Consider the following 20,993-nt stretch of genomic DNA (forward strand, 5'->3'; position numbering starts at 1 on the left):
GATCGAATACATGGGACTCGGAGACACACTGCGGCAGCAACTGGCGGCGAAAGCACTGAAGCGCCAGCTGGAACGTGCAACCGATGCGGGCGCCGCGCCCGGCGTGCCGGATGCGCGGGCGGTACAGGCTGCGCAGACACTTTCCGCGCGCAGCCGCTTCGAAGCGATGCCGCAGTATCAGCAAGTCCGGCTGATGCGCGAACTGGGCGAGACGCTGCGGGTCGAGTCGCCGTTTTTTCGCGTGCACGACGGCATTGCGGGCGCGACGACGCGGATCGACGGTCGCGAGTACGTGAACTTCGCGAACTACAGCTATCTCGGCTTCGCGGGCGATCCGGCTATTGCTGCGCGTGCGAAGGCCGCGATCGACCGGTATGGCACGTCGGCGTCGGCGAGCCGCATCGTGGCGGGCGAACGGCCCGTGCATCGCGAGCTCGAGCGGGCTCTCGCCGACTTCTATGAAACCGACGACTGCGTCGCGTTCGTGAGCGGCCATGCGACCAACGTGACCGTGATCGGCTCGCTGTTCGGGCCCGGCGATCTGATCGTGCACGATGCGCTCGCGCACAACAGCATCGTGCAGGGCGCGCAGCTCAGTGGTGCGAAGCGTCTGAGTTTCGCGCACAACGATTGGCAGGCGCTCGACGAATTGCTGACGCGCGTGCGCGGCGAGTATCGCAACGTGCTGGTCGCGATCGAAGGGCTGTACAGCATGGACGGCGACCTTCCCGATCTGCAGCGCTTTTGCGACGTGAAGGAGCGGCACGGCGCGTTTCTGCTGGTCGACGAAGCACATTCGCTCGGCGTGCTCGGTGCGACGGGCAGAGGCATTCGCGAGCACTGCGATGTCGCGTCCGGGCGCGTCGATCTGTGGATGGGGACCATGAGCAAGACGCTCGCGGGCTGCGGTGGATTTATCGCTGGATGTCAGCCGCTTGCGGATATGCTGCGCAATCTTGCGCCGGGGTTTTTATATAGCGTGGGCCTTGCGCCGGCGCTTGCGGAGACGTCGCTTGCGGCGTTGGAATGCTTGCGCGCACAACCGGAGCGGGTTGCGCAGTTGCGTGCGCGCGGGCATCAGTTTCTGGCCGAAGCGCGCGCGGCCGGGCTCAATGTCGGCACGAGCGCGGGCTATGCGGTCGTGCCGGTGATTACCGGCAGTTCGGTGAAGGCCGCGCAGTGGGCGAATGCGCTGTTCGAAGAAGGCATCAACGTGCAGCCGATCTTTTATCCGGCCGTCGAGGAAAAGGCGGCGCGGTTGCGGTTTTTTATCTGTTCGACGCATGAGGCGGAGCAGATTAGCCGGACGGTGGCGGCGGTGGCGCGGTTGGCTGCGGGTTGAAGCGAATCTTGAGTTGATAGGTCAATGAAGAAGAATTTTCTGGCAGTGTGTCTGCCCGTGGTGTTGACGCTTTCGGGGTGCGGGACGTTTCCCGCGTGGTTGCCTGGATCGGGCGCGAGTCGCGAGCAGATTCAGGAAGTGAGCAGCGCGCCGGGTATCGAGGGTATCCAGTTGGTGGATGTCAACGACGCGGTGACGCGCAAGCTGGCTGCGGCGAAGCAACTCGATCAGTTTTCGGCTGCTTTTTCGAGCAAGATTGCCAACAGCTATGTGATCGGCCCGGGTGATGTCATCGAGGTGACGATCTGGGAAACGCCGCCCGCGATGCTGTTCGGTTCGTCGGCACCGGTTTCGCTGCCGTCGCCGGGTGGCGGCGCATCGACGAGCGTTACGCTGCCGGCCCAGATGGTTGCCGCCGACGGCACGATCTCGATTCCGTTTGCGGGCCGTATCGGCGTGGCTGGCCGGACCACGGAGCAGATCGAGTCCAGCATCGTCAGCCATCTGAAGGGCAAGGCGAATCAGCCGCAGGTACTCGTTGCGGTCAAGAAAAACAATGCGTCGAATGTGACCATCGTCGGCGAGGTCAATACAAGCGCGATGATGCCGCTGACGCCGAAGGGCGAGCGTCTGCTGGATGCGATCGCGTTTGCCGGCGGTTTGAAGCAGCCGGTCAGCCACATGGCAGTGCAGCTTTCGCGTGGCGACACCACGGCGACGATGGCGCTCGACTCCGTGATCCGCGATCCGAAGCAGAACGTGATACTGAAGCCGGGCGACGTGGTGACCGCGCTGTTCCAGCCGCACACGTTCTCGGTGCTCGGCGCGACCGGCAAGAACGACGAAATTCCGTTCGAGGCGCAGGGCATTTCGCTCGCGCAGGCGCTCGCCCGTTCGGGTGGCCTGAACGACAACCGCGCGGATGCGCGCGGCGTGTTCGTATTCCGCTTCGAGGACGCGAAGCTGGTGGACAACAAGGACGCCTCGGTCAAGACGGCCAACGGTAAAGTGCCTGTCGTCTACGAAATCAATCTGCGCGATCCGTCGGCGTTCCTCGTCACGCAGAATTTCCCGGTTCAGAACCACGACGTGATCTACGTGACGAATTCGCCTGGCGCCGAGTTCCGCAAGTTCCTGACGTATGTGGTGCTGGTTGCCGATCCAACGGTCGCGTTTACTCGTGATTTCCAGTAACGGGTTATGACTGTCAGAGTTCGTACACCGTTCGAGGTCACGTTTTCGGTCTGGCGTGCAATGTTTTTGCGCGAGGCGCTCGATCGTCTGTTTGAGGCGCGGGCGGCGTGGCTTTGGCTATTGATTGAGCCAATTATCTACATTTCGCTCCACGCGTTCGGCTTCGAGTCGATGCACATTCGCCAGGTCGGAGGGATGGCGATAAACATGTGGATCATCGCCGGATTCTGCGGCTTTCTTCTTTGGCGCCGCACCTGGACGCAGGTGCTGCACGGTATCGACTCGAACAAGGCATTTTTTGCCTATCGGCAAGTGAAGCCATTTGATGTCGCGATCGTAAGAGCTGCGCTTGAAATGTTCCTGATGCTGCCGATCTCGTTCATTATTTTTGCGCTCGCAGCAGCGACCGGCCACGGGATGACGCGTGACGCGGTGAATCCGCCTTTGCTCCCTGCTGATCCTTTGCTGGTTATCGTTAGCTTCGTCGGACTGTGGCTGCTGGGACTCGGTTTTGGTCTCGTTACCTCGGTCGCAATGAGGTTTGCTCCAGAGCTGGATCACATCTTTAAACTGATCTATCTGCCTCTTTACTATATTTCCGGTGCACTGCTTCCGATTGCGCTGTACGTGCCCGCACCCTATCAGTATCTGTTCGTTGCGAACCCTATCGTCAACGGACTCGAATTGATGCGCTTGGGGTTTCTTCCGACCTATCACGCTCTCGAGGGCGTCAGTCTCGCTTATCTCTACGCCTGGGCGTTGGGCTTGATGTTCGTTGGGTTAGCGCTCTATAAGCGCTATTTCAGAATGTTGGTGATGCGGTGATAGTGATCGAAAACGTCCACAAGCGCTACCTGACTGAGCACGGCGCCGGCAAATGGGTATTAAAGGGCATCACCATGACGATCCCGCCGCGTCGAAGTGTGGCCCTGATCGGTCACAACGGCGCTGGCAAGTCCACGCTGTTGCGGATCATCGGCGGCATTGATTTTCCAACTAAAGGGAAAGTCACGCGGTTATGTCGTGTTTCATGGCCGATGGGTGGAGGCGGGCTGGAAGGCACGCTAACGGGGCGACAAAATTCGAAATTCGTTTGCCGCGTTCATGGTCACCAGGACGAGCTTCCGAGTCGTCTGGCGTTCATTCAGGAGTTTGCCGAGTTGGGCGACTCGTTCGACGAACCCGTGCACACGTATTCGTCCGGTATGCGCTCGCGGCTGCAATTCGCGCTATCTCTGGCGTTCGATTTCGATGTCTATATCTCTGACGAGGTAACCGCGGCGGGCGACGCTCGTTTCAGAAAGAAAGCTGCCGAAGCCTTCAGAGGAATGGCCAAAAAAGCCAGCATAATTATGGTTTCTCACGACGAGGCCACACTCAAACAATTTTGTCAGTCGGCGATCTGGATCGACGAGGGCCACGCGCACTGGTTCGACGATCTCGCTGATGGACTGCAAGCCTATAAGGCCAAACTTCTCCCATGAAAGAACCACTGGCAATTGAAAGTTTTCGAACCGGCAACGGGTGGGCTGCCGCCGTCGAAAAAGCAAAAAGCGCACTGCTTTCCGTTCGCATATTCAAGTTGATCATGCGGTTGGTGATGATCCTTGCGATCGTATCCATTCCCTATTGGCTATTTATCGCGTCCGATCGTTACGTTTCTCAGGCGACGGTAATCATTCAACGAACGGACCAGATTAGCGGTCCGAGCGCGGCGCTTCCGGTAGCGCTTTCCACAGTCGGAGGGGCCAATGCCGCCGACCAGCTGCTATTGCTCGAATATCTGCTTTCGGAGGACATGCTTGCAAAGATCGATGCAAAGCTGGACCTTCGAGCGCACTACAGCAACTGGCACCGTGATCCAATTTCGCGTATGTGGTTCAAGGATGCGCCGGCGGAGTGGTTCTATCAGTACTGGCTCAATCGCATCGATGTGGGATACGACGACTACAGCGGCGTTGTACGAATTCAGGTGCAAGCTTACGACGCGAAAACCGCTCAAGCCATCGTGGACCTCATGGTCGAGTTCGGCGAGCAGCATATGAACGCACTGGGCCACCAGCTCGCTCAGTCTCAGGTGGACTTTTTGCAGAAGCAGGTTACCTTCGCGCACGATCGTCTCATGGACGCATCGCAAAACCTGCTGGCGTTCCAGGACCGGAAGGGCTTGGTCGCGCCTGCGTCGACAGCGGACAGCATCAATGCGTTGATCGCGAGACTGGAGGGGCAGAAGGCGGATGTCCAGACGCAGCTTGCCGCGTTGCCGCAGAATCTGAGCCCGAATCAACCTGTGGTAGTGATGCTCAAGAAGAATCTCGCGGCGTTGGATCAGCAGATTTCGCAAAAGCGTGCCGAGTTGGCGGCGCCGACGAGCAAGACACTGAATTCAACGATCGATGAATTCCAGCAGCTGCAGTTGCAGGTGACTTTCGCGCAGGATCTATACAAAACCGCGCTTTCGGCATTAGAGCAAGGCCGTATGGATGCAGCACGAACGCTGAAGATGGTGTCGATTCTGCAATCGCCCACCATGCCAGGCTATCCGATGCAACCGCGGCGTATCTACAACGCATTCGTTACGTTGCTGATCGCATTGGTATTGATCGGCATGATCAAACTGCTCGAAAGCATCATTCTCGATCACGTAGATTGAGGTCGGTAAAGGCAATAAGTACCCCGGCTGTCGTTGGAGCATCGACCGCAGGCGACCGAATGGCGCCTCGGGTCGAAGTGATGAACAACAACCGGGGCGTCGGGAAAAAGGTCGGTGTGACAGCGCAGCATCGCAGCGCATTCGCGAAATTCTGGTGAACGCATCTTGCATACAATATCAATAATAGGTCTGGGCTATATCGGTTTGCCGACGGCGACGTTGTTCGCGTCGCGCAAGATGCGAGTGGTCGGTGTCGACGTTTCCGAATATGTCGTCGATACCATCAATCGCGGAAATATTCATATCGTCGAACCTGAACTGGACATTCTGGTTCAGGCGGCGGTGGGCGCCGGTTATTTGCGCGCAACCATGCAAGCCGAGCCCGCCGATGCGTTCGTGATCGCGGTGCCGACGCCGTTGACATCCGAGCAGAAGCCCGACGTGAGCTGCATCGAGGCCGCGGCCAGATCGATTGCGCCAGTGCTTGCAAAAGGCAATCTCGTCATTCTGGAATCCACGTCGCCGGTGGGTACCACGGAAAAACTCGCGCAATGGCTGGCCGAGATGCGTCCCGACCTGATATTTCCCCAGCAGGCCGGCAACGATTCCGACATTCGCATCGCGTACTGTCCGGAGCGGGTGTTGCCCGGGCGCATCGTGCACGAACTCGTTGCCAACGACCGGGTGATCGGCGGCATGACGCACAAATGCTCGGAGGCAGCGGTCGCGCTTTACAAGTCGTTCGTGCACGGCGAATGCGTGGTGACACAGGTGCGTGCGGCCGAAATGTGCAAGCTGGCCGAGAATAGTTTCCGCGATGTAAACATTGCGTTCGCCAACGAGCTGTCGATGATTTGCGACGACCAGGGCATCGATGTGTGGGAATTGATCCGTCTTGCAAACCGGCATCCGCGCGTGAATATTCTGCAACCGGGTTGTGGCGTGGGCGGTCATTGCATTGCCGTCGATCCGTGGTTCATTGTGAACAATGCGCCGGAAACGGCCAGGCTGATCGCGACCGCGCGCTCCGTCAACGATACAAAACCCCAATGGGTGCTTGAAAAAGTCGATGAAGCAATTGCGGAACTGAAAACGCACGGGATGACGGCGACGGACATCAGCATTGCGTGCTTCGGTATTACGTTCAAACCGGACATCGACGATTTGCGGGAAAGCCCGGCGCTGCATATCGCGGAGGCGTTGGCAGATCGTCATGCAGGCAAGGTTTTTGTGGTCGAACCGAATCTGGAAAGTCTGCCTGAATGCCTGACAGACCGTCGCGTTGCGCAGATGGATTTGAGCGCCGCGATCGAGCGCGCGAGTGTCCTTGTGTTGCTCGTCGACCACTCGCAGTTCAAGAACATCTCTCCGCAATTGACTCGTTTTCAAAAACTCATCGATACCCGCGGCGTCTGGGAGAAGAAACATGGCTAACAATACTGGTACTAACGAACAGTTCGAATCCCGAGTCACGGAACTTCAGCAGGAAAACGAGTTGTTGCTCGTTCAGCTTCATCACGCCCAGGAGGAGTTGGAGCGCAATTATTCAAGGGCCGAACCTGCTGTCCCCAAAATGACGGCCGATTCGAAGTCAGGTGCGGCGAATGCGTCCACCATCGCGAGCGTTTGGGTTGCCGATGAACTGCCGGAAATGCACGCGGAAAATCGACGTCTGCGGGCGCTCGTCGAGGCGCAGAAGAGGATTCATGAACGTGAATCGAATCACGCGTTGAATGCCCGACTAGGCAATATTCTGATTGAGGGCGTGGACGCACCTGGTTCACTTCTTTCGATGCCTGGCAAACTCGTCAGGATATGGCGTCAATCGACTCGCCGGACACCGCCCGCCGCGCTGGGCGGCAAAGATTTCAGCAAGATCATCGCTGCGTGGCAAAGCGGTGGGTTCAACGCGGTCGAAAAGGCGATGGGCACACGGTCCGTCGCTCCGGCGATGCAGGCCCAAGGCTATACCGCACTCGCACGGCACCTCGGAAAAGGCGATCGGGCAAATGCGGCGGAAGCGGCTCGCCGTGCGTATGACCTCGATCCAAAGTCGTTTCGTCTGAAGTGGCTGGCGTTCCGGCTGCATGAAGCAGGTGAGGTCGTCGAGGCGGAGGCCATGCTCGAATTGCTGCCTGTCGACGTTCAATTCAGCGAGTCTGAGGCTCGTCAGGCCAAACAACTTCGCAATGAAGCAAAGCGTGCGCGCGACAGTGAAGCAAAGCAGCAAACCGCGTTTGCAGAGCGTCGCGCGGCTGCTGACAAGCAGTTGAGCAATCTCGCTCACGAACGTGATCAACAGTCCCGGCTCGCAACCGACCGGGCGCGCGAAGTCGCAGCGCTGAAGCAGTCGAAGGCGAAGCTGGAGCAGGAAAAGGTTGCGCTGTCGGCACGCTACGAAGCGCAGGTTCGTTTGCTGGACGAATGCAATCGCGAACTCGAAGCGATCAAGCGCGCAAAATCGCAATTACAGAACGAGAATGCGGTTCTGGTCGCGCAATGCGATCAAAACGAAACCAGATTGCGCGATGCGCTCGATATGTCGATCCAGAAGAGCGACGATAACGAGTTGCTGTTGGCGAATCTACATCGGGTCCAGGAAGAACTGGCACAGGTTTTTGCCGAGCGCGAGAGTCTGCAAAGCGCGAATGTGCAACTGGAGACACAAGTGCGCGATACGCTCGATGTGTCGATCCAGAGAAACGGCGACAACGAACTGCTGCTGGTGAATCTACATCGGATTCAGGGAGAACTGGAGCAAGTTCGTGCCGAGCGCGAGAGTTTGCAAAGCGCTAATGTACAACTGCAGACGCAAGTGGACGAGGCGCTCGATGTGTCGATTCAGAAGAGCACCGATAACGAGTCGCTGCAGGCGAATCTACATCGGATTCAGGCAGAACTGGAGCAGGTTCTTGCCGAGCGCGAGAGACTGCAAAGTGCTAACGTGCAACTGGAAACACGAGTGCGCGACGCGGCAGAGCGTGCGTCCGAAATCGAAGCGCTGAAAAAATCGGCTGCGGGTATGGAGCAGGACAAGCGCGCACTCGAATCCAGTTACGAAAAACTGCGCGAGCTCGCACAAGAGAGGGCCCGCGAACTCGAGGCCGTCAAACTGTCGAAATTGACCATTGAGGACGAGAAGCAGGTGCTCGCTGTGAGGCACCAGGTTGAACTTCGTATCGCCGAGGAGCGTCACCGCGAACTTGAAGCGCTGCGGCTCGCGAAAACGCTGATGGAGCAGGAAAAGCAGTCTTTGACTGTCAAGTACGAGCTGCAATCGGCTGTCGTTGTCGAGCGCGTGAAAGAAATCGACACTTTGAAACACGCCGCGAATCAGTTGAGGAAGGAAAAGCAGTCGCTCAGCGAAGCGCGCGATGCTCAATCACGCCTTGCCGAAGATCGCAAGATCGAAATGGAAGCGCTGAAACAGGCGAAGGCTAAACTCGAGCAGGACAAAGTCGCTCTAAAAGAGAAGCACGACTCGCAGGTGAAGGTTGCTGAAGCGCGAAATGTCGAACTGCAGGCTGTGAAGCAGGCGCAGACCGACCTCGAACAGCAAACTACGGCTCTGCAAGCGGGCCGTGATGCGCAACAGAAGCTCGCCGAGGACCGTAATCGGCAAGTGACGACGTTGAAGGAAGAGAAAGCAAAGCTTGAGCAAGAAAAATCTCTTCTGGAAAAGCAGAAGCGCAGCTCGGTGGGCAGTGAAACCCGCGGTGATGCGGACATTGATGATCTGATTGCCGACCTGGAATTGTTCTTTAATGGCAAATCGATCATCTACGTGGACGTCGGTGCCTACATGGGCAACGTTTTTATGAAGTTCAATCGCTCGATCGAGAAATTCCGAATTCACGAGGCGCATCTTTTCGAGCCCAATCCGGTTAGCTATCAGCAGTTGTTGAAAAAGACAGCGGGCATGGACAAGCCAGTCGTGCACACGTATAACCTCGCAGTGAGTGAGGCACACGAGACGCACAGGTTCGTTCCTGCCAAAACGATGACAAAGGCTATCGCGCCAGAGATCGACTCCGCCAATGTCTCCGGCGATATGTTTACTGCGTCCTGCGTCAGTTTGGACAAACAGTCCACAATCTTCACCGACGGAAAGATAAACCTGCTCAAGATTGACGTCGAAGGCAAGGAACTTGACGTGCTGCGCAGTGCTCGCCAATTGCTGGCTGGTCAAAATGTAGATGTTTTATACATTGAGGTTGGTTTTAATCGCACTGGAACGCAGCAAACTTATTTTGCGGAAATCGATCAGTTTCTTCAGGAATTTGGCTATCGAGTACTCCGGATTTATGAGCAAAAAGAAGAGTGGATGAATGATTCTCCGCTGTTGCGTCGTGCGAATATCGCATATATGAGCGAAAGATTCGCAAATGCTCATCCGCTGAAGTTGATGAAAGAAATCGGCGAGCTGAAGGATCGAATTAACGAACTATCTCTGGGTGTGCGGGATTCGAAAGTGGAAAATTAATAAAAGGCTTGGTGCGATTGGCCGGGATTGAAGTTGGTTGTGAGCGCGCTAACATGGTGTCGCAGCAAACTTGTGTGAAAAATTCGATAAGCTAAATTGGCTTGGTTTAATAGATTAATGATGATGGCAAGGCAGCAAGAGGAGAAGGCCGTGAAATATGATTATCTGGTCGTTGGCGCAGGTATGTTTGGTGCAACATTCGCACGTTTGGCTGCAGACGATGGCAAGACGTGCCTTGTTATCGACAAGCGCAATCATATTGCGGGGAATTGCTATTCCGAGGAGCGGGAGGGTATCCACGTCCATGTGTATGGTCCTCACATCTTCCATTGCAATGACGACCGAATTTGGCAGTTTGTAAATCGTTTTTCGCGATTCAACAATTTTAGAAATCAGCCAATTTCGATTTCGGATGGAAAGGTTTATTCCCTTCCGTTCAACATGTATACGTTTAATCATATGTGGGGTGTGACTACGCCAGACGAGGCGATGAAAAAGATCGCCTCGCAAAAACTCGATCTGGATGGTCGCGACCCGCAAAATCTTGAAGAACAGGCGCTTTCGCAAGTCGGAACCGATATCTACGAAAAACTCATTCGCGGGTATACGGCGAAGCAGTGGCAGCGCGATCCGAAGGAACTCCCCGCTTCAATTATCAAGCGACTGCCTGTGCGCCTTACGTGGGACAATAACTATTTTAACGATACCTACCAGGGTATTCCGGAAGATGGTTACACGGTCATGTTTGAAAAGATGCTGGACGGCATTGAAGTCAAGCTCGGAGAGGACTATCTCGGAGACCGTGATAAATGGAACGCGATGGCGAAGAAAGTCGTGTTTACCGGAAAAATTGACGACTACTTTGGCGGCAAGTTTGGTGAACTCGAATACCGGACGCTAGACTTTGAAACCTGGGTCGAAGATACCGAGAATTATCAAGGCAATGCAGTGGTAAATTATGGCGATGAAAATGTGCCATGGACTCGTATCATTGAGCACAAGCATTTCACGCCCGGAAACAAGAGTGAAAAGACGGTTGTTACCAAGGAAATTCCGGCCGCCTGGTCAAGTGACAAGGTGCCTTATTATCCCGTTGGCGACGCGTTGAACAGCGAAAGATATTCGAAGTACCGCGATCTGGCCGAAAAAGAGAGCGGCGTAATCTTCGGTGGTCGCCTGTCAGAGTATAAATACTATGACATGCACCAGGTAATTGGTTCTGCTTTTGCGAAATACAAGGCAGTATCTCTCGCCGAGTGATCTCGAGACTAGTGAGGTCGCTGATTTTAATTTCTGATAATAGGACTACGTCATTGATGGTCGCTCGGCTTTTTCAGAGTCTACTGTGTGTTTGCGTGTTGTCGCTCTCACCCGCATGGGCAGGGCCGGTTAGCCTGGATGCAAAGCAGGTTCCGGCTTTGCGGGACCTTGTCCGGCAGGATCCGGAAGCGGGCGGTCAATACCAGAAATTGTTCAGAATGGCGAATCAGGCTCTGAACGACACTCCCAATCCTGTTCCACAACTGGTGAGTGAAGGCAAGCTTCAATCGAATCCGGAAAAAGTCAGGACCATCGCGGCCTTAAAGGACATGCCGAAAATATCCGCTTTGGCATGGGTGTGGCTAGTCAGTCAGGACGAGAGATACGCCACCAAGGGAAGTCAGTACATTTTGGCTTGGGCCCAAAGTAACAGGCCAGACGGCGATCCGATCAACGAGACGACACTTGAGCCGTTGGTCGTGGCATATGACGTCCTTCGTCCGAAATTTACTCCCCAAAACAGAGCCTTCGTCGATGGGTGGCTGCACAACCGCGCGGTCGTCCTCTGGAATGATCCTAGACACCGTACGGAAAATTGGCAAAGCCACAGACTCAAGATGGTGGGGTTGATTGCCACGGTGGTTCATGACGATGAACTCTGGAAGGTGGTCGCAGACGGATTTCAGGAACAAATGGATCGCAGCTTCTTGCCTGATGGTGAGACTACCGATTTCGGGCAGCGAGATGCAATGCACTATCAGCTGTATGGCATGCAGCCATTGTTAACATTGGCTTGCGTCGCACAGCAAAGAAATCACGACTGGTACCACTATCAGGCACCTTCCGGTGCATCTCTGAAGCGAGCGGTTGGTTTTGTCGAGCCATATGCTTTGGGTGAAAAGACGCATGTTGAGTTCGTTCACTCCAAAGTGAAATTCGATAAAGCTCGCGCGCAAGCCGGGGAAAAGGAGTACATGCCCCATAATTGGGATACGTGCGAGGCTGGTCCGACATTCGTGGAGGCCGGTTGTGTTGATCCCAACGCGGCCAAAGTTGCGCTCCAGATTTCGTGTGGAGAATCGGAGCACAAACGCTTCGTCGACTGGGAAAGCGTTCTGAATTACGTCAAGCGCGGAAGTTAATCACATCGGTCGTTGACGAAAGCGCCGCCTCACTCATCTCAGATGAGACGAGGCCGCGTTTGAGATGAATGGGAAAGAGCGTTGGCGGTGTGTACTGCCGCGTTCGCGCAGTCCGAAAGAAACTGTTGTAGTGCCAGGAATAATCGAAGGTCTTATTGGATATGTCAGCATTGTCGATACGAGAAACTCTTAAACCTTTTGGTGACGCCGGATTAGTCTCCCTCGCAGTTGCTGCAAATAGGCTCTTTGAGAAAGGCAGCTACGTAGACGCCTGGTTGGTCTACGAACTGCTGCAGCAATGGAAGCCGCAATTTGCAGAGCAGATCGAACTCGTGCGCGAAGCGCTGAGGCATCAATCGGATGGCGGCGCCAAACTGGCATCGAAAGAGACAATTCATTCGGACGTGTCGACCGACTTGCAGAAACGCTTGCGCGTAGCCCATGCAGTGAGCGCATTGGGCGATGAAGCGTTGGTCAACCAGGCGTTTGCTGACGTAGCGCCTTCGAAGACTCCGGCAGAGCTGTGGTTGGCTCGCGCAAATTCGATATCGACCGCTTCGCGCCAGGGATGGTGGGGAGAATGGCTGACGCGCGTCAATCAATATCTGCAAGCCCACTCATTGCCTCCTCTGACGCTACTTCCGAAGCAGATGAGGGGAAGCGAGGCGCTTTACATGAACCTGGAGGCTACCAGCCAGAAGCGCGAGGCTGGTCCTCTTGTCTCCATTCACATGTCGTGCTTTAACGCCGAGGCCACCGTTGAACTCGCAATTCGTTCTCTGCAGGCGCAGTCGCACGAGAATTTCGAGTTGCTGATTTTTGATGATTGTAGTTCGGACAGCACGGCCAGCATTGTACGGCGCCTCGCGCAGAGCGATTCCCGGATTAGATTCGTGGAAAATACGTCCAATCAGGGCGCATACGTAAATCGGAATCAGGCGCTCCAGCAGGCGCGAGGTGAATTCTTTACCGTTCACGACTCGGACGATTTCGCGTTGCCGCACAGGCTGGCATGGGCGGTAAATCATCTCAAGAGCAATCCCGCACACGTTGCTGTCGTTGGTCAATGGCTACGAGTCAATGAGCGAGGCCATTTCCTCTTCAAGTCTGGCTGGGGCGGAGTGTACCAACACATCGCAGTCGCAACGCTCATGTTGCGCACGAAGCAGGCGGTTGAAAGCGTTGGCTATTGGGATTCGGTGCGATTTGCCGCTGATACGGAGTACTTTGAGCGCCTCAAACTGGTGTACGGCGAGAAGAATGCTCCTGTGATGTCAATGCCGGTCGCTCTGGCTCTTTCGCACCCGGGCAGTTTGACCAATCATCCCACGCACGGAATCGATGTCAACGACAAGGAAGGTTGGTCACCAGTTCGGAGTGAATATGCTCGATCCTGGAAGCGGTGGCATGCCACAAACGTCGCGGCTGCCGGTAAGGGAAGTGATGCGTCGTTGAAGTTGAAGGAACTGCTTTATATGCCTTTTCCAGCTGCACAGCGTCCATTCAAGGTGCCGGATGCGCTTCTTTCCACGCCGGCGCAGCAGTCTGCCGCTAGCGTAGCACCGCAGAATGCTGACTCGTTGGAGGGCGTGACGTCATGCATTTCGCGAGGCAACAGGCTCTGGAGAAGTGGAGACCTGCACAATGCTCTTCGGGAATACAGAAGCATCAAGCCCGACTCCCAATTGTTTTCGCACGCACAATTCAACATTCAAATGATTGAGCGCGCGCAACGGCGCGGCCAGTCCAACGTGCCCGACAGCAAGCAGTCGTCCAAGGTTGCACGGGACACGATTGAGGGTTCGCGGAGCCTGCGCGTGCAAAACAGTTCAGCAGATTGTCCGCTGCTGTCGATCATCATGCCGGTGTATAACGTTGCGCCTTATCTCGACACGGCAATCGTATCGGCGCTCAATCAGCATTGTGCTGACTTCGAACTTATCATCGTGAATGATGCGTCGACGGATGGATGCCGTGAGATCATCGATATGCATGCAAGCCAGGATGCCCGCATTCGTGCGGTGCATCTGGAGCACAACACACTTGGTGGCGCGGGTATACCGAGCAATATTGGTTTGCGCATGGCGCGCGGTCAATATATTGGATTCATCGATAGCGATGATTGGGTAACCGCAGAGGCGTTCGCGCAGATGCTTGCGACGGCGGGTGATTTCGATGCCGACGTGGTGATCGGCGACTTCCGCACATTTTCCGAAGAAGGACGTGTGGTCTCGCCTGCGTATGATGGCAAGCGCTATGAAGGACCGCTGAATCAACTTGTGAATGCGGCGGAAACGCCGAGCCTGCTGCGTCTTTCGGCAGTGCCGTGGAGAAAAATTTACAAGCGCTCCTTCATGCAGGAGCACAATATTGCGTACCCGGAAGGCGACTACTTTTACGAAGATAATCCGTTGCATTGGTTCGTTCTGACTCGTGCCAAGCGTGTGATCGTGACTTCGCAACTCGTTAGTTACCACCGGATGGGTCGGGAAGGGCAGACGATGTCGTCGAACGCGTACAAGCTTTCTGCGATGACGAGTCACCTCAATTCAATCTGCAAGTTCGTCGATGCCGGTAGTTCGTCGCTAATTGACGGTAATGTCGTAGCGGATGAGTTGTGGCGCTTCTGGCGTGGGGCGAACTGGATCGTCAAACGGCAATCGCAGCCAGCCGCCGAATCACTCATCAAGAAGCGACTAGGCCAGCTTGCGGAGCGTATTAACAAACTCGCTCCGGCGCCCGGCGATATTGCACCGAAGGTTGAGGCGGAGCGTTCGGAATATGCGCAAGCGTATCCTGACGTTGACTTGACGATCGTTATTGCCGCCTACAACGCAGCCGATGTGATCCGTGAAACAATCGATTCTGTATTGCGGCTTGACGGTTTGCGCTACAACCTTTTGTGCATCGATGATGGCTCTACTGACGGGACATTGGAGATTCTGCAGTCTTACGAAAGCGACCACGGGAATATCCATGTGTTCCAGCAGGGGAACCGCGGCGCCGGGCGCGCCCGTAACATGCTGATTCCGCTTTGCACAGGTACCTATACGTATTTCCTCGATGCGGATGACACGATTGACGCGGCAGCTCTCGTGTCCGCCGTCAAGGCTGCGATCGCGAACGAGGACGATCTTACGTTCTTCAAGTACCGCATTGATTACGTGGATCAAGGTAAGTCGCGTGGAATGTTCGACAGCGACGCGAAATTGTGGGCGGCGCTTTCATCTCAACAGAGCGTTTCCGAGCAGCGTGCTACGTTGTCGGCGTTGATTAACTATCCGTGGAACCGGGTGATCCGCACACAGTTGTTGCACGACGCGAACGTCTTTTTCGGTCCTACGATTGTTCACAACGACATTCCTTACCATTGGTTGAGTATCGTTTCAGCCCGGAAGATCGGATATGTGGACGTTGAGGTGTGCACGCACAAAAAATTTGCAGAGCGAGCACAGATCACGAATGTCATGGACGAGCGCCGCATGGGGTTGTTCGAGGCATTGCGATATACGCAGGAGCGATTGACTCCGTATTCGGAGTTCGCCGATGTCCGTGAAAATTGGGTGAAATTTGCGACGCATCTATTGGACTGGGCAAAGGACCGGATTGAGCCGGGAATGCATCAGGAATTTGATCGGCGCAAGGAGCGGTTTCTTTCCAGACTTCCTGTCTTGAATGAGATGGTTGCTTAAGTAGTCAATCGGAAGGTACTCAGCCGAATCTGATCGTTCTGACGTACAAATTCGGCTTGCTCGTTCAACGAAGGTTTGAACGAGCTCAAAGGATCTTGAAAAGGTAAGTCAATGAAAATCGCAATCGCCGGCACCGGGTACGTCGGACTCTCTCTCGCTGTACTGCTTGCTCAGCATAACGAGGTCATCGCTCTGGACATCATCCCGGAGAAGGTGGCGATGCTGAACCGCAAGGAATCGCCGATCGAGGATGTCGAGATCGAGGAATTCCTCGCGCACAAGCCGCTTAACTTCCGCGCTACGCTGAGCAAAGAAGAGGCCTACGCGAACGCGGACTTTGTCATCATCGCCACGCCGACCGACTACGATCCGGAGACGAATTACTTCAACACCCGGTCGATCGAAAGCGTCGTTCGCGAGGTCAAGGAGATCAATCCGAAGGCGGTCATGGTGATCAAGTCGACCATTCCGGTCGGCTATACGGATCGCACGCGCGAAAAGCTGGGCACGAAAAATCTGATCTTCTCGCCGGAATTCCTGCGTGAAGGCAAGGCGCTCTACGACAACCTGCATCCGTCGCGGATCGTCGTCGGTGAGCGGTCGGAGCGCGCGGAAGTTTTCGCCAATCTGCTCAAGCAAGGTGCGCTGAAGCAGGACATCCCCACGCTCTTCACCGGCAGCACGGAAGCAGAGGCGATCAAGCTGTTCGCCAACACCTTCCTCGCGATGCGGGTCGCGTATTTCAACGAGCTCGACACGTACGCCGCGCAACACGGCCTCGACACGCACCAGATCATTCAGGGTGTGTGTCTGGATTCGCGTATCGGCTCGCATTACAACAATCCGAGCTTCGGCTATGGCGGCTACTGTCTGCCGAAAGACACGAAGCAACTGCTCGCGAATTACAGCGACGTGCCGCAAAACCTGATTCATGCGATCGTCGAATCGAACGGAACGCGCAAGGACTTCATTGCCGAAAGCGTATTGAAGCGCAAACCGAAAGTGGTCGGCATTTACCGGCTGGTGATGAAGGCCGGGTCCGACAATTTCCGCGCGTCGAGCATTCAGGGCGTGATGAAGCGCATCAAGGCGAAGGGCGTCGAAGTGATCGTCTACGAACCGGCAATGCACGAATCGACGTTCTTTAACTCTACGGTCGTGAAAGATCTGGCCGAGTTCAAGCGTTCGGCGGATGTGATCGTCGCAAACCGCATGATGGCCGATCTGGCCGACGTGGCGGATAAGGTGTACACGCGAGATCTGTTCGGCGGCGACGCATGAACGATCCGCAACCGGCTCGCAACGACTCGACCGGCTCGCAGCTTCCCCGCATTCTGTTTTTCAACGTGAATGGCTCAGGTATGGGCCATCTGAATCGTTGTCTTTCATATGCGCGGCGGTTGCGCGGTCGTGCGCGACCGGTATTCTTTTCGCTGGCTTCGGCTATCGAACTGATCGAAGAAATGGGATTTGAGGCGGATTACTTCGTTTCGCCGTACTGGTCGGCGAGTTCCACGTTTGCGTGGAATAGCGAACTGGCTGTCCGCTTCGGCATGATGCTCGAACGCGTACGTCCCGATGTGATCGTCTTCGACGGCACCTGGCCGTTTCAGGGCTTTCTGGCGACGTGCGAGACGTTCGGCTCGCCGGCGCTCGTCTGGTCGAACCGAGGTCTGCTCAAGGAAGGCGGTAAAACCGTCGCCGTGGACGAGTCGCGTTTCGATCTCGTGATCCAGCCCGGCGAATTGGGCGCGCAGGAAAGCGAGAGGCCGCTCGAAAGCGGTGGCACGCGTGCATTGGTACCACCCGTGTGCGTGCTCGACGACGATGAGTTGCTGGATCGCGCCACAGCGCGCGACGCGTTGAACCTTCCGCAGGACGGCCGCTTCGTGCTGTTTGCGCTCGGCCCGGGCAATTTGAAGGACGTGGCGGGAATCGGGCACGGTCTGATTCGTGTGTTCGAGAAGGCCGGCTTCAAGGTGGTTTGGGTGCGTGCGCCCATTTCGGTGCGCGACATCGAATTGCCGGCCGGCGTGATGCCACTGACGGTCTATCCGCTCGCGCGCTATTTGCGTGCGTTCGACGTCTTTGTCGGCGCCGCCGGCTACAACACCTGCTGCGAACTCGTGCAGGCGGGAGTGCCCGCGCTACTCGTGCCGAACGCACAGCTCGCCGATGACCAGGTGCGTCGCGCGCATATGGTCGCCGACGTCGTGCCGGCTGTTGTGTCGGCCTGCGAAACCGACGACGAACGAGAGGCCGCGGTCGGCAAACTCCTTGGCATGCTGAGCGCCGCGCCCGCTGAACGCGCAACGATTCCGATGAATGGCGCTGGGTTGGCCGCGGAAAAGATCCTCGCTTTGGCAGCAAGACGGGAGCGCATGCGGTGAGCGTGATTGCGGAAACCAAAGCATTGCGGCGTCAGATTCGAGCGCTTGCAGCCAAACCCGATTGGGATTTACTCGCCCGTTACGACCTGCTCGGGAAAAAAACGCCGCCCACGTTGCACGAGCGCGTGTGGCGGCGCATTCGCCGTCTGTTGGCGTCGGTAGGTCTGATTTCGCCGCACGTGACGCGATATCCGTGGCTGTCGACCCTCAAGCACAGGCCCGTTTCTGCCGATGTGAAGACAGTGATGATCTGGGCGCTCGGCGCCGATCGTCATCAGTTGCGCGCCGCGTGCGAGGGCTTGTCGAAGAAGCTTCAAGGCGGTGATGATCTGGCGCCGGTTCTGGTGACGGATATCGCCGATTTCGCCTTTTATTCCCGGCTGGGTTGGCTGGTGGAATACGTGCCGTCATTGAGCGGCGAAGGCCCATCGCTACAACAGAGAAAGCAGGCATATCTCGCGTGGCGCTATCGCGATGCAATGGTCGTGCCGCTGAGTGCTGGTTTGGCCAGCGACGCGGAATGGCATGCATTGCTGAAATCGAGCTAGGAAAGATGCAAAAGAATCGCTATGCGATGTTGACGGTCGATACCGAAGCGCTGCCCAAGCGCGCGCCGCACGATCACGTCAAGAGACTCATGTGGGGCGTACACGAACGTGGAACCGCTGGAATTCGCGAGATGGCGGAGATCGGCGACGAGTTCGGCGCCAAGCACGTCTATTTCGTCGATCAATGCGGCGCATGGTCGTATCTGGAAGAAACGCGTGAAGTCGTGCGCTGGCTCGATTCTGTAGGGCAGGACGTACAACTGCACACGCACCCGGAATATTTGCCTGATTCGTTCTGGGCCGAGCATGGGCTCCCGCGCCGTCCGCAGTATATGAATCAATATACCGACGACGCACGCGCGGAATTCGTGATTAAGCATTTCGGCGGCCTTATCTCGGAGCAAACCGGCAAGCCGATTCTTGCGCATCGGGCTGGTTCGTTCCGCTGGAATGCGGCCACGATCCGCGCGCTCAAAGCCGCTGGCGTGCAGGCGTCGTTCAACAATTCGATGTGCGCGGTGCACGCGAAACAGGCCGTTTTCAGCGAGCCGACGAATCTGCCGTACGCGTGGTCGAACGGCGTGATCGAAGTGCCGATGACGGAAAAGAAGATCTTGCCGAAAGTGGGCAAAGACGAATGGTGGGCGCGCCTCACCTATCCGGAATCGCCTTATTTCCGCTTCCGTCCGTGGTGGGGCAAATTGCTGCTCGATGCGTTCAGCGGCAGCCCGACGTTTTCCATTTTCCTGCTGCATTCCTGGTCGCTGTTGTACTGGGATGAAAAGGGCTACGCGACTTATCGCGACGATCAGCGCGTCGAGGGCTATCGCAAACTTCTGCGTCGGTTGACTAAAGACTACGACGTGATCACGACCGCCGAATTCCTCGATCTGCACGCGCGCGGCAAGATCAAGATGTCGGCAACGGTCGATCTCGCTCGCGCTGAACTCAAGCCACAGGGGACCGTGCGGGCATGAGCAGCGCATTCGATTCTCTGCAAACGTTCGTAAGCGAACCGTACCTGGGATTGAGCCGATGGCTAACGGTCCGTACGCTGGATCGCAAGGCAAAACGGCGTGCGCCCGCCCGGTCGTTCGACGCCGACGGCGGGGGGCTTCTGTATGTGGCGGCCAGCGCGTTGCCGTATCACACCAGCGGCTACACGACCCGCACGCACGAGGTGATTCGGGCGATGACGTCAGCGGGCGGGCGTGTGCATGCAATGACGCGGCCAGGGTATCCGTTCGATCGAATCGATCGCCTGAACGACGCGTTGAGCGAACAGACCCAGGTGGGCGAAGTACAGTATCTGCACGCGGCGGGACCCGCCAATAATCGGCCGGTGTTGCTGTATGCGATGCAGGCGGCGCGCGTAATCGCGCAGCAGGCGAAGCAACATCGCGTGTCGATTATTCACGCCGCGTCCAATCACGTGAACGCGTTGCCGGCTTTGCTGGCCGCGCGCCAATTGGGCATTCCGTTTCAGTATGAAATGCGGGGCCTGTGGGAACTCACGCGAATTTCGCGCACGCCGCATTACGAGGGGCGCCAGGGTTTCAAGCAGGGCCTTCAGCTGGAAGGGCTCGTCGCGCGCCATGCTGACCGCGTGTTCGTGATTTCGGAGCAGTTGGGGCGCTTCGCGCGTGCGCGCTGGGGAATCGACAAGGAACGTATGTTCCTGCTGCCCAACTGCGTCGAACCCGAGCGCTTCGCGTCGCTCGCGTCGCATGAAATACAGCATGACACGATCGGCTATGCAGGCTCGTTGATGGCCTATGAGGGGCTCGACACGCTGATCGACGCGGTGGCGCAACTGCGCACACGCGGCGTGCGGATTTCGGTCAGTCTCATTGGTGATGGCGAGGCGCGTGCGTCGCTCGAATCGCAGGTGCAGCGGCTCGGCTTGTCGGAGCAGATCCGCTTTCTGGGCCGTATGTCACCGCAAAATGCGCAGGAAACACTGAGCCGCTGCGCGCTGGTGTGTATTCCGCGCAAGCCGTTCAAGGTCTGTGAAATCGTGCCGCCGATCAAACTCGTCGAGGCGATGGCAATGAGCAAGCCGGTCATCGTGCCGGATCTGCCGGTGTTTCGTGACGAAATGGGCGAGCGTCCGGCGGGATGGTTTTTCAAGGCCGGCGATGCAACCGATCTTGCACGCGTGATCGAGACGGCAATGAGTGATCGCGCGGCCCTTGCCGCGCTGGGCGAACGAGCAAAAGAATACGCGACCAAGCAGCGTTGCTGGCGCGACTTTGTCATTGAAGCACTACCGGGACGTACGGGGTAAGA

The 20,993-nt window shown here is 56.6% G+C and carries 15 protein-coding genes; all 15 read left to right on the forward strand.

The window, feature by feature from the left end:
* Nucleotides 1–10: 10 nt before the first annotated feature.
* The 15 genes from BTH42_RS25985 (at nt 11) to BTH42_RS26060 (ending at nt 20,991) form a co-directional block, all read left to right on the forward strand.
* The gene (locus BTH42_RS25985; protein ID WP_075304043.1) at nt 11–1,342 is read left to right on the forward strand and encodes an aminotransferase class I/II-fold pyridoxal phosphate-dependent enzyme; all 1,332 of its coding nucleotides are present in this window, start codon (nt 11–13) and stop codon (nt 1,340–1,342) included.
* Nucleotides 1,343–1,366: 24 nt separating this feature from the next.
* On the forward strand, nt 1,367–2,536 hold the full coding sequence (locus BTH42_RS25990) for a polysaccharide biosynthesis/export family protein (protein ID WP_075304044.1): 1,170 nt from the start codon (nt 1,367–1,369) through the stop codon (nt 2,534–2,536).
* A 6-nt stretch (nt 2,537–2,542) separates the two neighbouring features.
* The gene (locus BTH42_RS25995) at nt 2,543–3,361 is read left to right on the forward strand and encodes an ABC transporter permease (protein WP_075304045.1); all 819 of its coding nucleotides are present in this window, start codon (nt 2,543–2,545) and stop codon (nt 3,359–3,361) included.
* A complete protein-coding gene (locus tag BTH42_RS26000; RefSeq protein WP_075304046.1) occupies nt 3,358–4,020 on the forward strand; it encodes an ABC transporter ATP-binding protein in 663 nt (220 codons plus the stop codon). Before BTH42_RS25995 ends, BTH42_RS26000 begins: the two co-directional genes overlap by 4 nt.
* Entirely contained in the window at nt 4,017–5,189 is a 1,173-nt protein-coding gene (locus BTH42_RS26005) for a chain-length determining protein (protein ID WP_083654913.1), read from the forward strand. Before BTH42_RS26000 ends, BTH42_RS26005 begins: the two co-directional genes overlap by 4 nt.
* A 162-nt stretch (nt 5,190–5,351) precedes the next feature.
* The gene (gene wecC / locus BTH42_RS26010; RefSeq protein WP_075304047.1) at nt 5,352–6,623 is read left to right on the forward strand and encodes a UDP-N-acetyl-D-mannosamine dehydrogenase; all 1,272 of its coding nucleotides are present in this window, start codon (nt 5,352–5,354) and stop codon (nt 6,621–6,623) included.
* On the forward strand, nt 6,616–9,672 hold the full coding sequence (locus BTH42_RS26015) for an FkbM family methyltransferase (protein WP_075304048.1): 3,057 nt from the start codon (nt 6,616–6,618) through the stop codon (nt 9,670–9,672). Before wecC ends, BTH42_RS26015 begins: the two co-directional genes overlap by 8 nt.
* A 150-nt stretch (nt 9,673–9,822) precedes the next feature.
* A complete protein-coding gene (glf, locus tag BTH42_RS26020) occupies nt 9,823–10,932 on the forward strand; it encodes a UDP-galactopyranose mutase (protein WP_256702271.1) in 1,110 nt (369 codons plus the stop codon).
* A 95-nt stretch (nt 10,933–11,027) separates the two neighbouring features.
* Complete coding sequence (locus tag BTH42_RS26025) at nt 11,028–12,074, forward strand: alginate lyase family protein (protein ID WP_178392239.1); 1,047 nt, start codon at nt 11,028–11,030, stop codon at nt 12,072–12,074.
* Nucleotides 12,075–12,235: 161 nt separating this feature from the next.
* Complete coding sequence (locus tag BTH42_RS34380; RefSeq protein ID WP_083654915.1) at nt 12,236–15,766, forward strand: glycosyltransferase; 3,531 nt, start codon at nt 12,236–12,238, stop codon at nt 15,764–15,766.
* 111 nt (nt 15,767–15,877) lie between these two features.
* On the forward strand, nt 15,878–17,047 hold the full coding sequence (locus BTH42_RS26040; RefSeq protein ID WP_075304050.1) for a nucleotide sugar dehydrogenase: 1,170 nt from the start codon (nt 15,878–15,880) through the stop codon (nt 17,045–17,047).
* Nucleotides 17,044–18,156 carry a glycosyltransferase gene (locus BTH42_RS26045; RefSeq protein ID WP_075304051.1) on the forward strand — a complete coding sequence of 371 codons (1,113 nt, stop codon included), beginning with the start codon at nt 17,044–17,046 and terminating at the stop codon, nt 18,154–18,156. The genes BTH42_RS26040 and BTH42_RS26045 overlap by 4 nt, the downstream gene beginning before the upstream one ends.
* Nucleotides 18,153–18,704 (forward strand): hypothetical protein, encoded by a 552-nt coding sequence (locus BTH42_RS26050; RefSeq protein WP_075304052.1) that lies wholly within the window; start codon nt 18,153–18,155, stop codon nt 18,702–18,704. The genes BTH42_RS26045 and BTH42_RS26050 overlap by 4 nt, the downstream gene beginning before the upstream one ends.
* 5 nt (nt 18,705–18,709) lie before the next feature.
* Entirely contained in the window at nt 18,710–19,681 is a 972-nt protein-coding gene (locus BTH42_RS26055; RefSeq protein ID WP_075304053.1) for a polysaccharide deacetylase, read from the forward strand.
* Nucleotides 19,678–20,991, forward strand: a complete 1,314-nt coding sequence (locus BTH42_RS26060) for a glycosyltransferase family 4 protein (RefSeq protein ID WP_075304054.1) — start codon at nt 19,678–19,680, stop codon at nt 20,989–20,991. Before BTH42_RS26055 ends, BTH42_RS26060 begins: the two co-directional genes overlap by 4 nt.
* The last annotated feature ends 2 nt before the right edge of the window (nt 20,992–20,993 follow it).

This window comes from Burkholderia sp. SRS-W-2-2016, from assembly GCF_001931485.1.
Classification (GTDB): domain Bacteria; phylum Pseudomonadota; class Gammaproteobacteria; order Burkholderiales; family Burkholderiaceae; genus Paraburkholderia.

Excerpts from the sequence above, each read along its gene's own strand:
- BTH42_RS25985 (WP_075304043.1), top strand. The coding sequence starts at position 11 with ATGGGACTCGGAGACACACTGCGGCAGCAACTGGCGGCGAAAGCACTG.
- BTH42_RS26040 (WP_075304050.1), top strand. The coding sequence starts at position 15,878 with ATGAAAATCGCAATCGCCGGCACCGGGTACGTCGGACTCTCTCTCGCT.
- BTH42_RS26005 (WP_083654913.1), top strand. The coding sequence starts at position 4,017 with ATGAAAGAACCACTGGCAATTGAAAGTTTTCGAACCGGCAACGGGTGG.
- BTH42_RS26060 (WP_075304054.1), top strand. The coding sequence starts at position 19,678 with ATGAGCAGCGCATTCGATTCTCTGCAAACGTTCGTAAGCGAACCGTAC.
- BTH42_RS26045 (WP_075304051.1), top strand. The coding sequence starts at position 17,044 with ATGAACGATCCGCAACCGGCTCGCAACGACTCGACCGGCTCGCAGCTT.
- BTH42_RS25995 (WP_075304045.1), top strand. The coding sequence starts at position 2,543 with ATGACTGTCAGAGTTCGTACACCGTTCGAGGTCACGTTTTCGGTCTGG.
- BTH42_RS25990 (WP_075304044.1), top strand. The coding sequence starts at position 1,367 with ATGAAGAAGAATTTTCTGGCAGTGTGTCTGCCCGTGGTGTTGACGCTT.
- BTH42_RS34380 (WP_083654915.1), top strand. The coding sequence starts at position 12,236 with ATGTCAGCATTGTCGATACGAGAAACTCTTAAACCTTTTGGTGACGCC.
- BTH42_RS26015 (WP_075304048.1), top strand. The coding sequence starts at position 6,616 with ATGGCTAACAATACTGGTACTAACGAACAGTTCGAATCCCGAGTCACG.
- BTH42_RS26055 (WP_075304053.1), top strand. The coding sequence starts at position 18,710 with ATGCAAAAGAATCGCTATGCGATGTTGACGGTCGATACCGAAGCGCTG.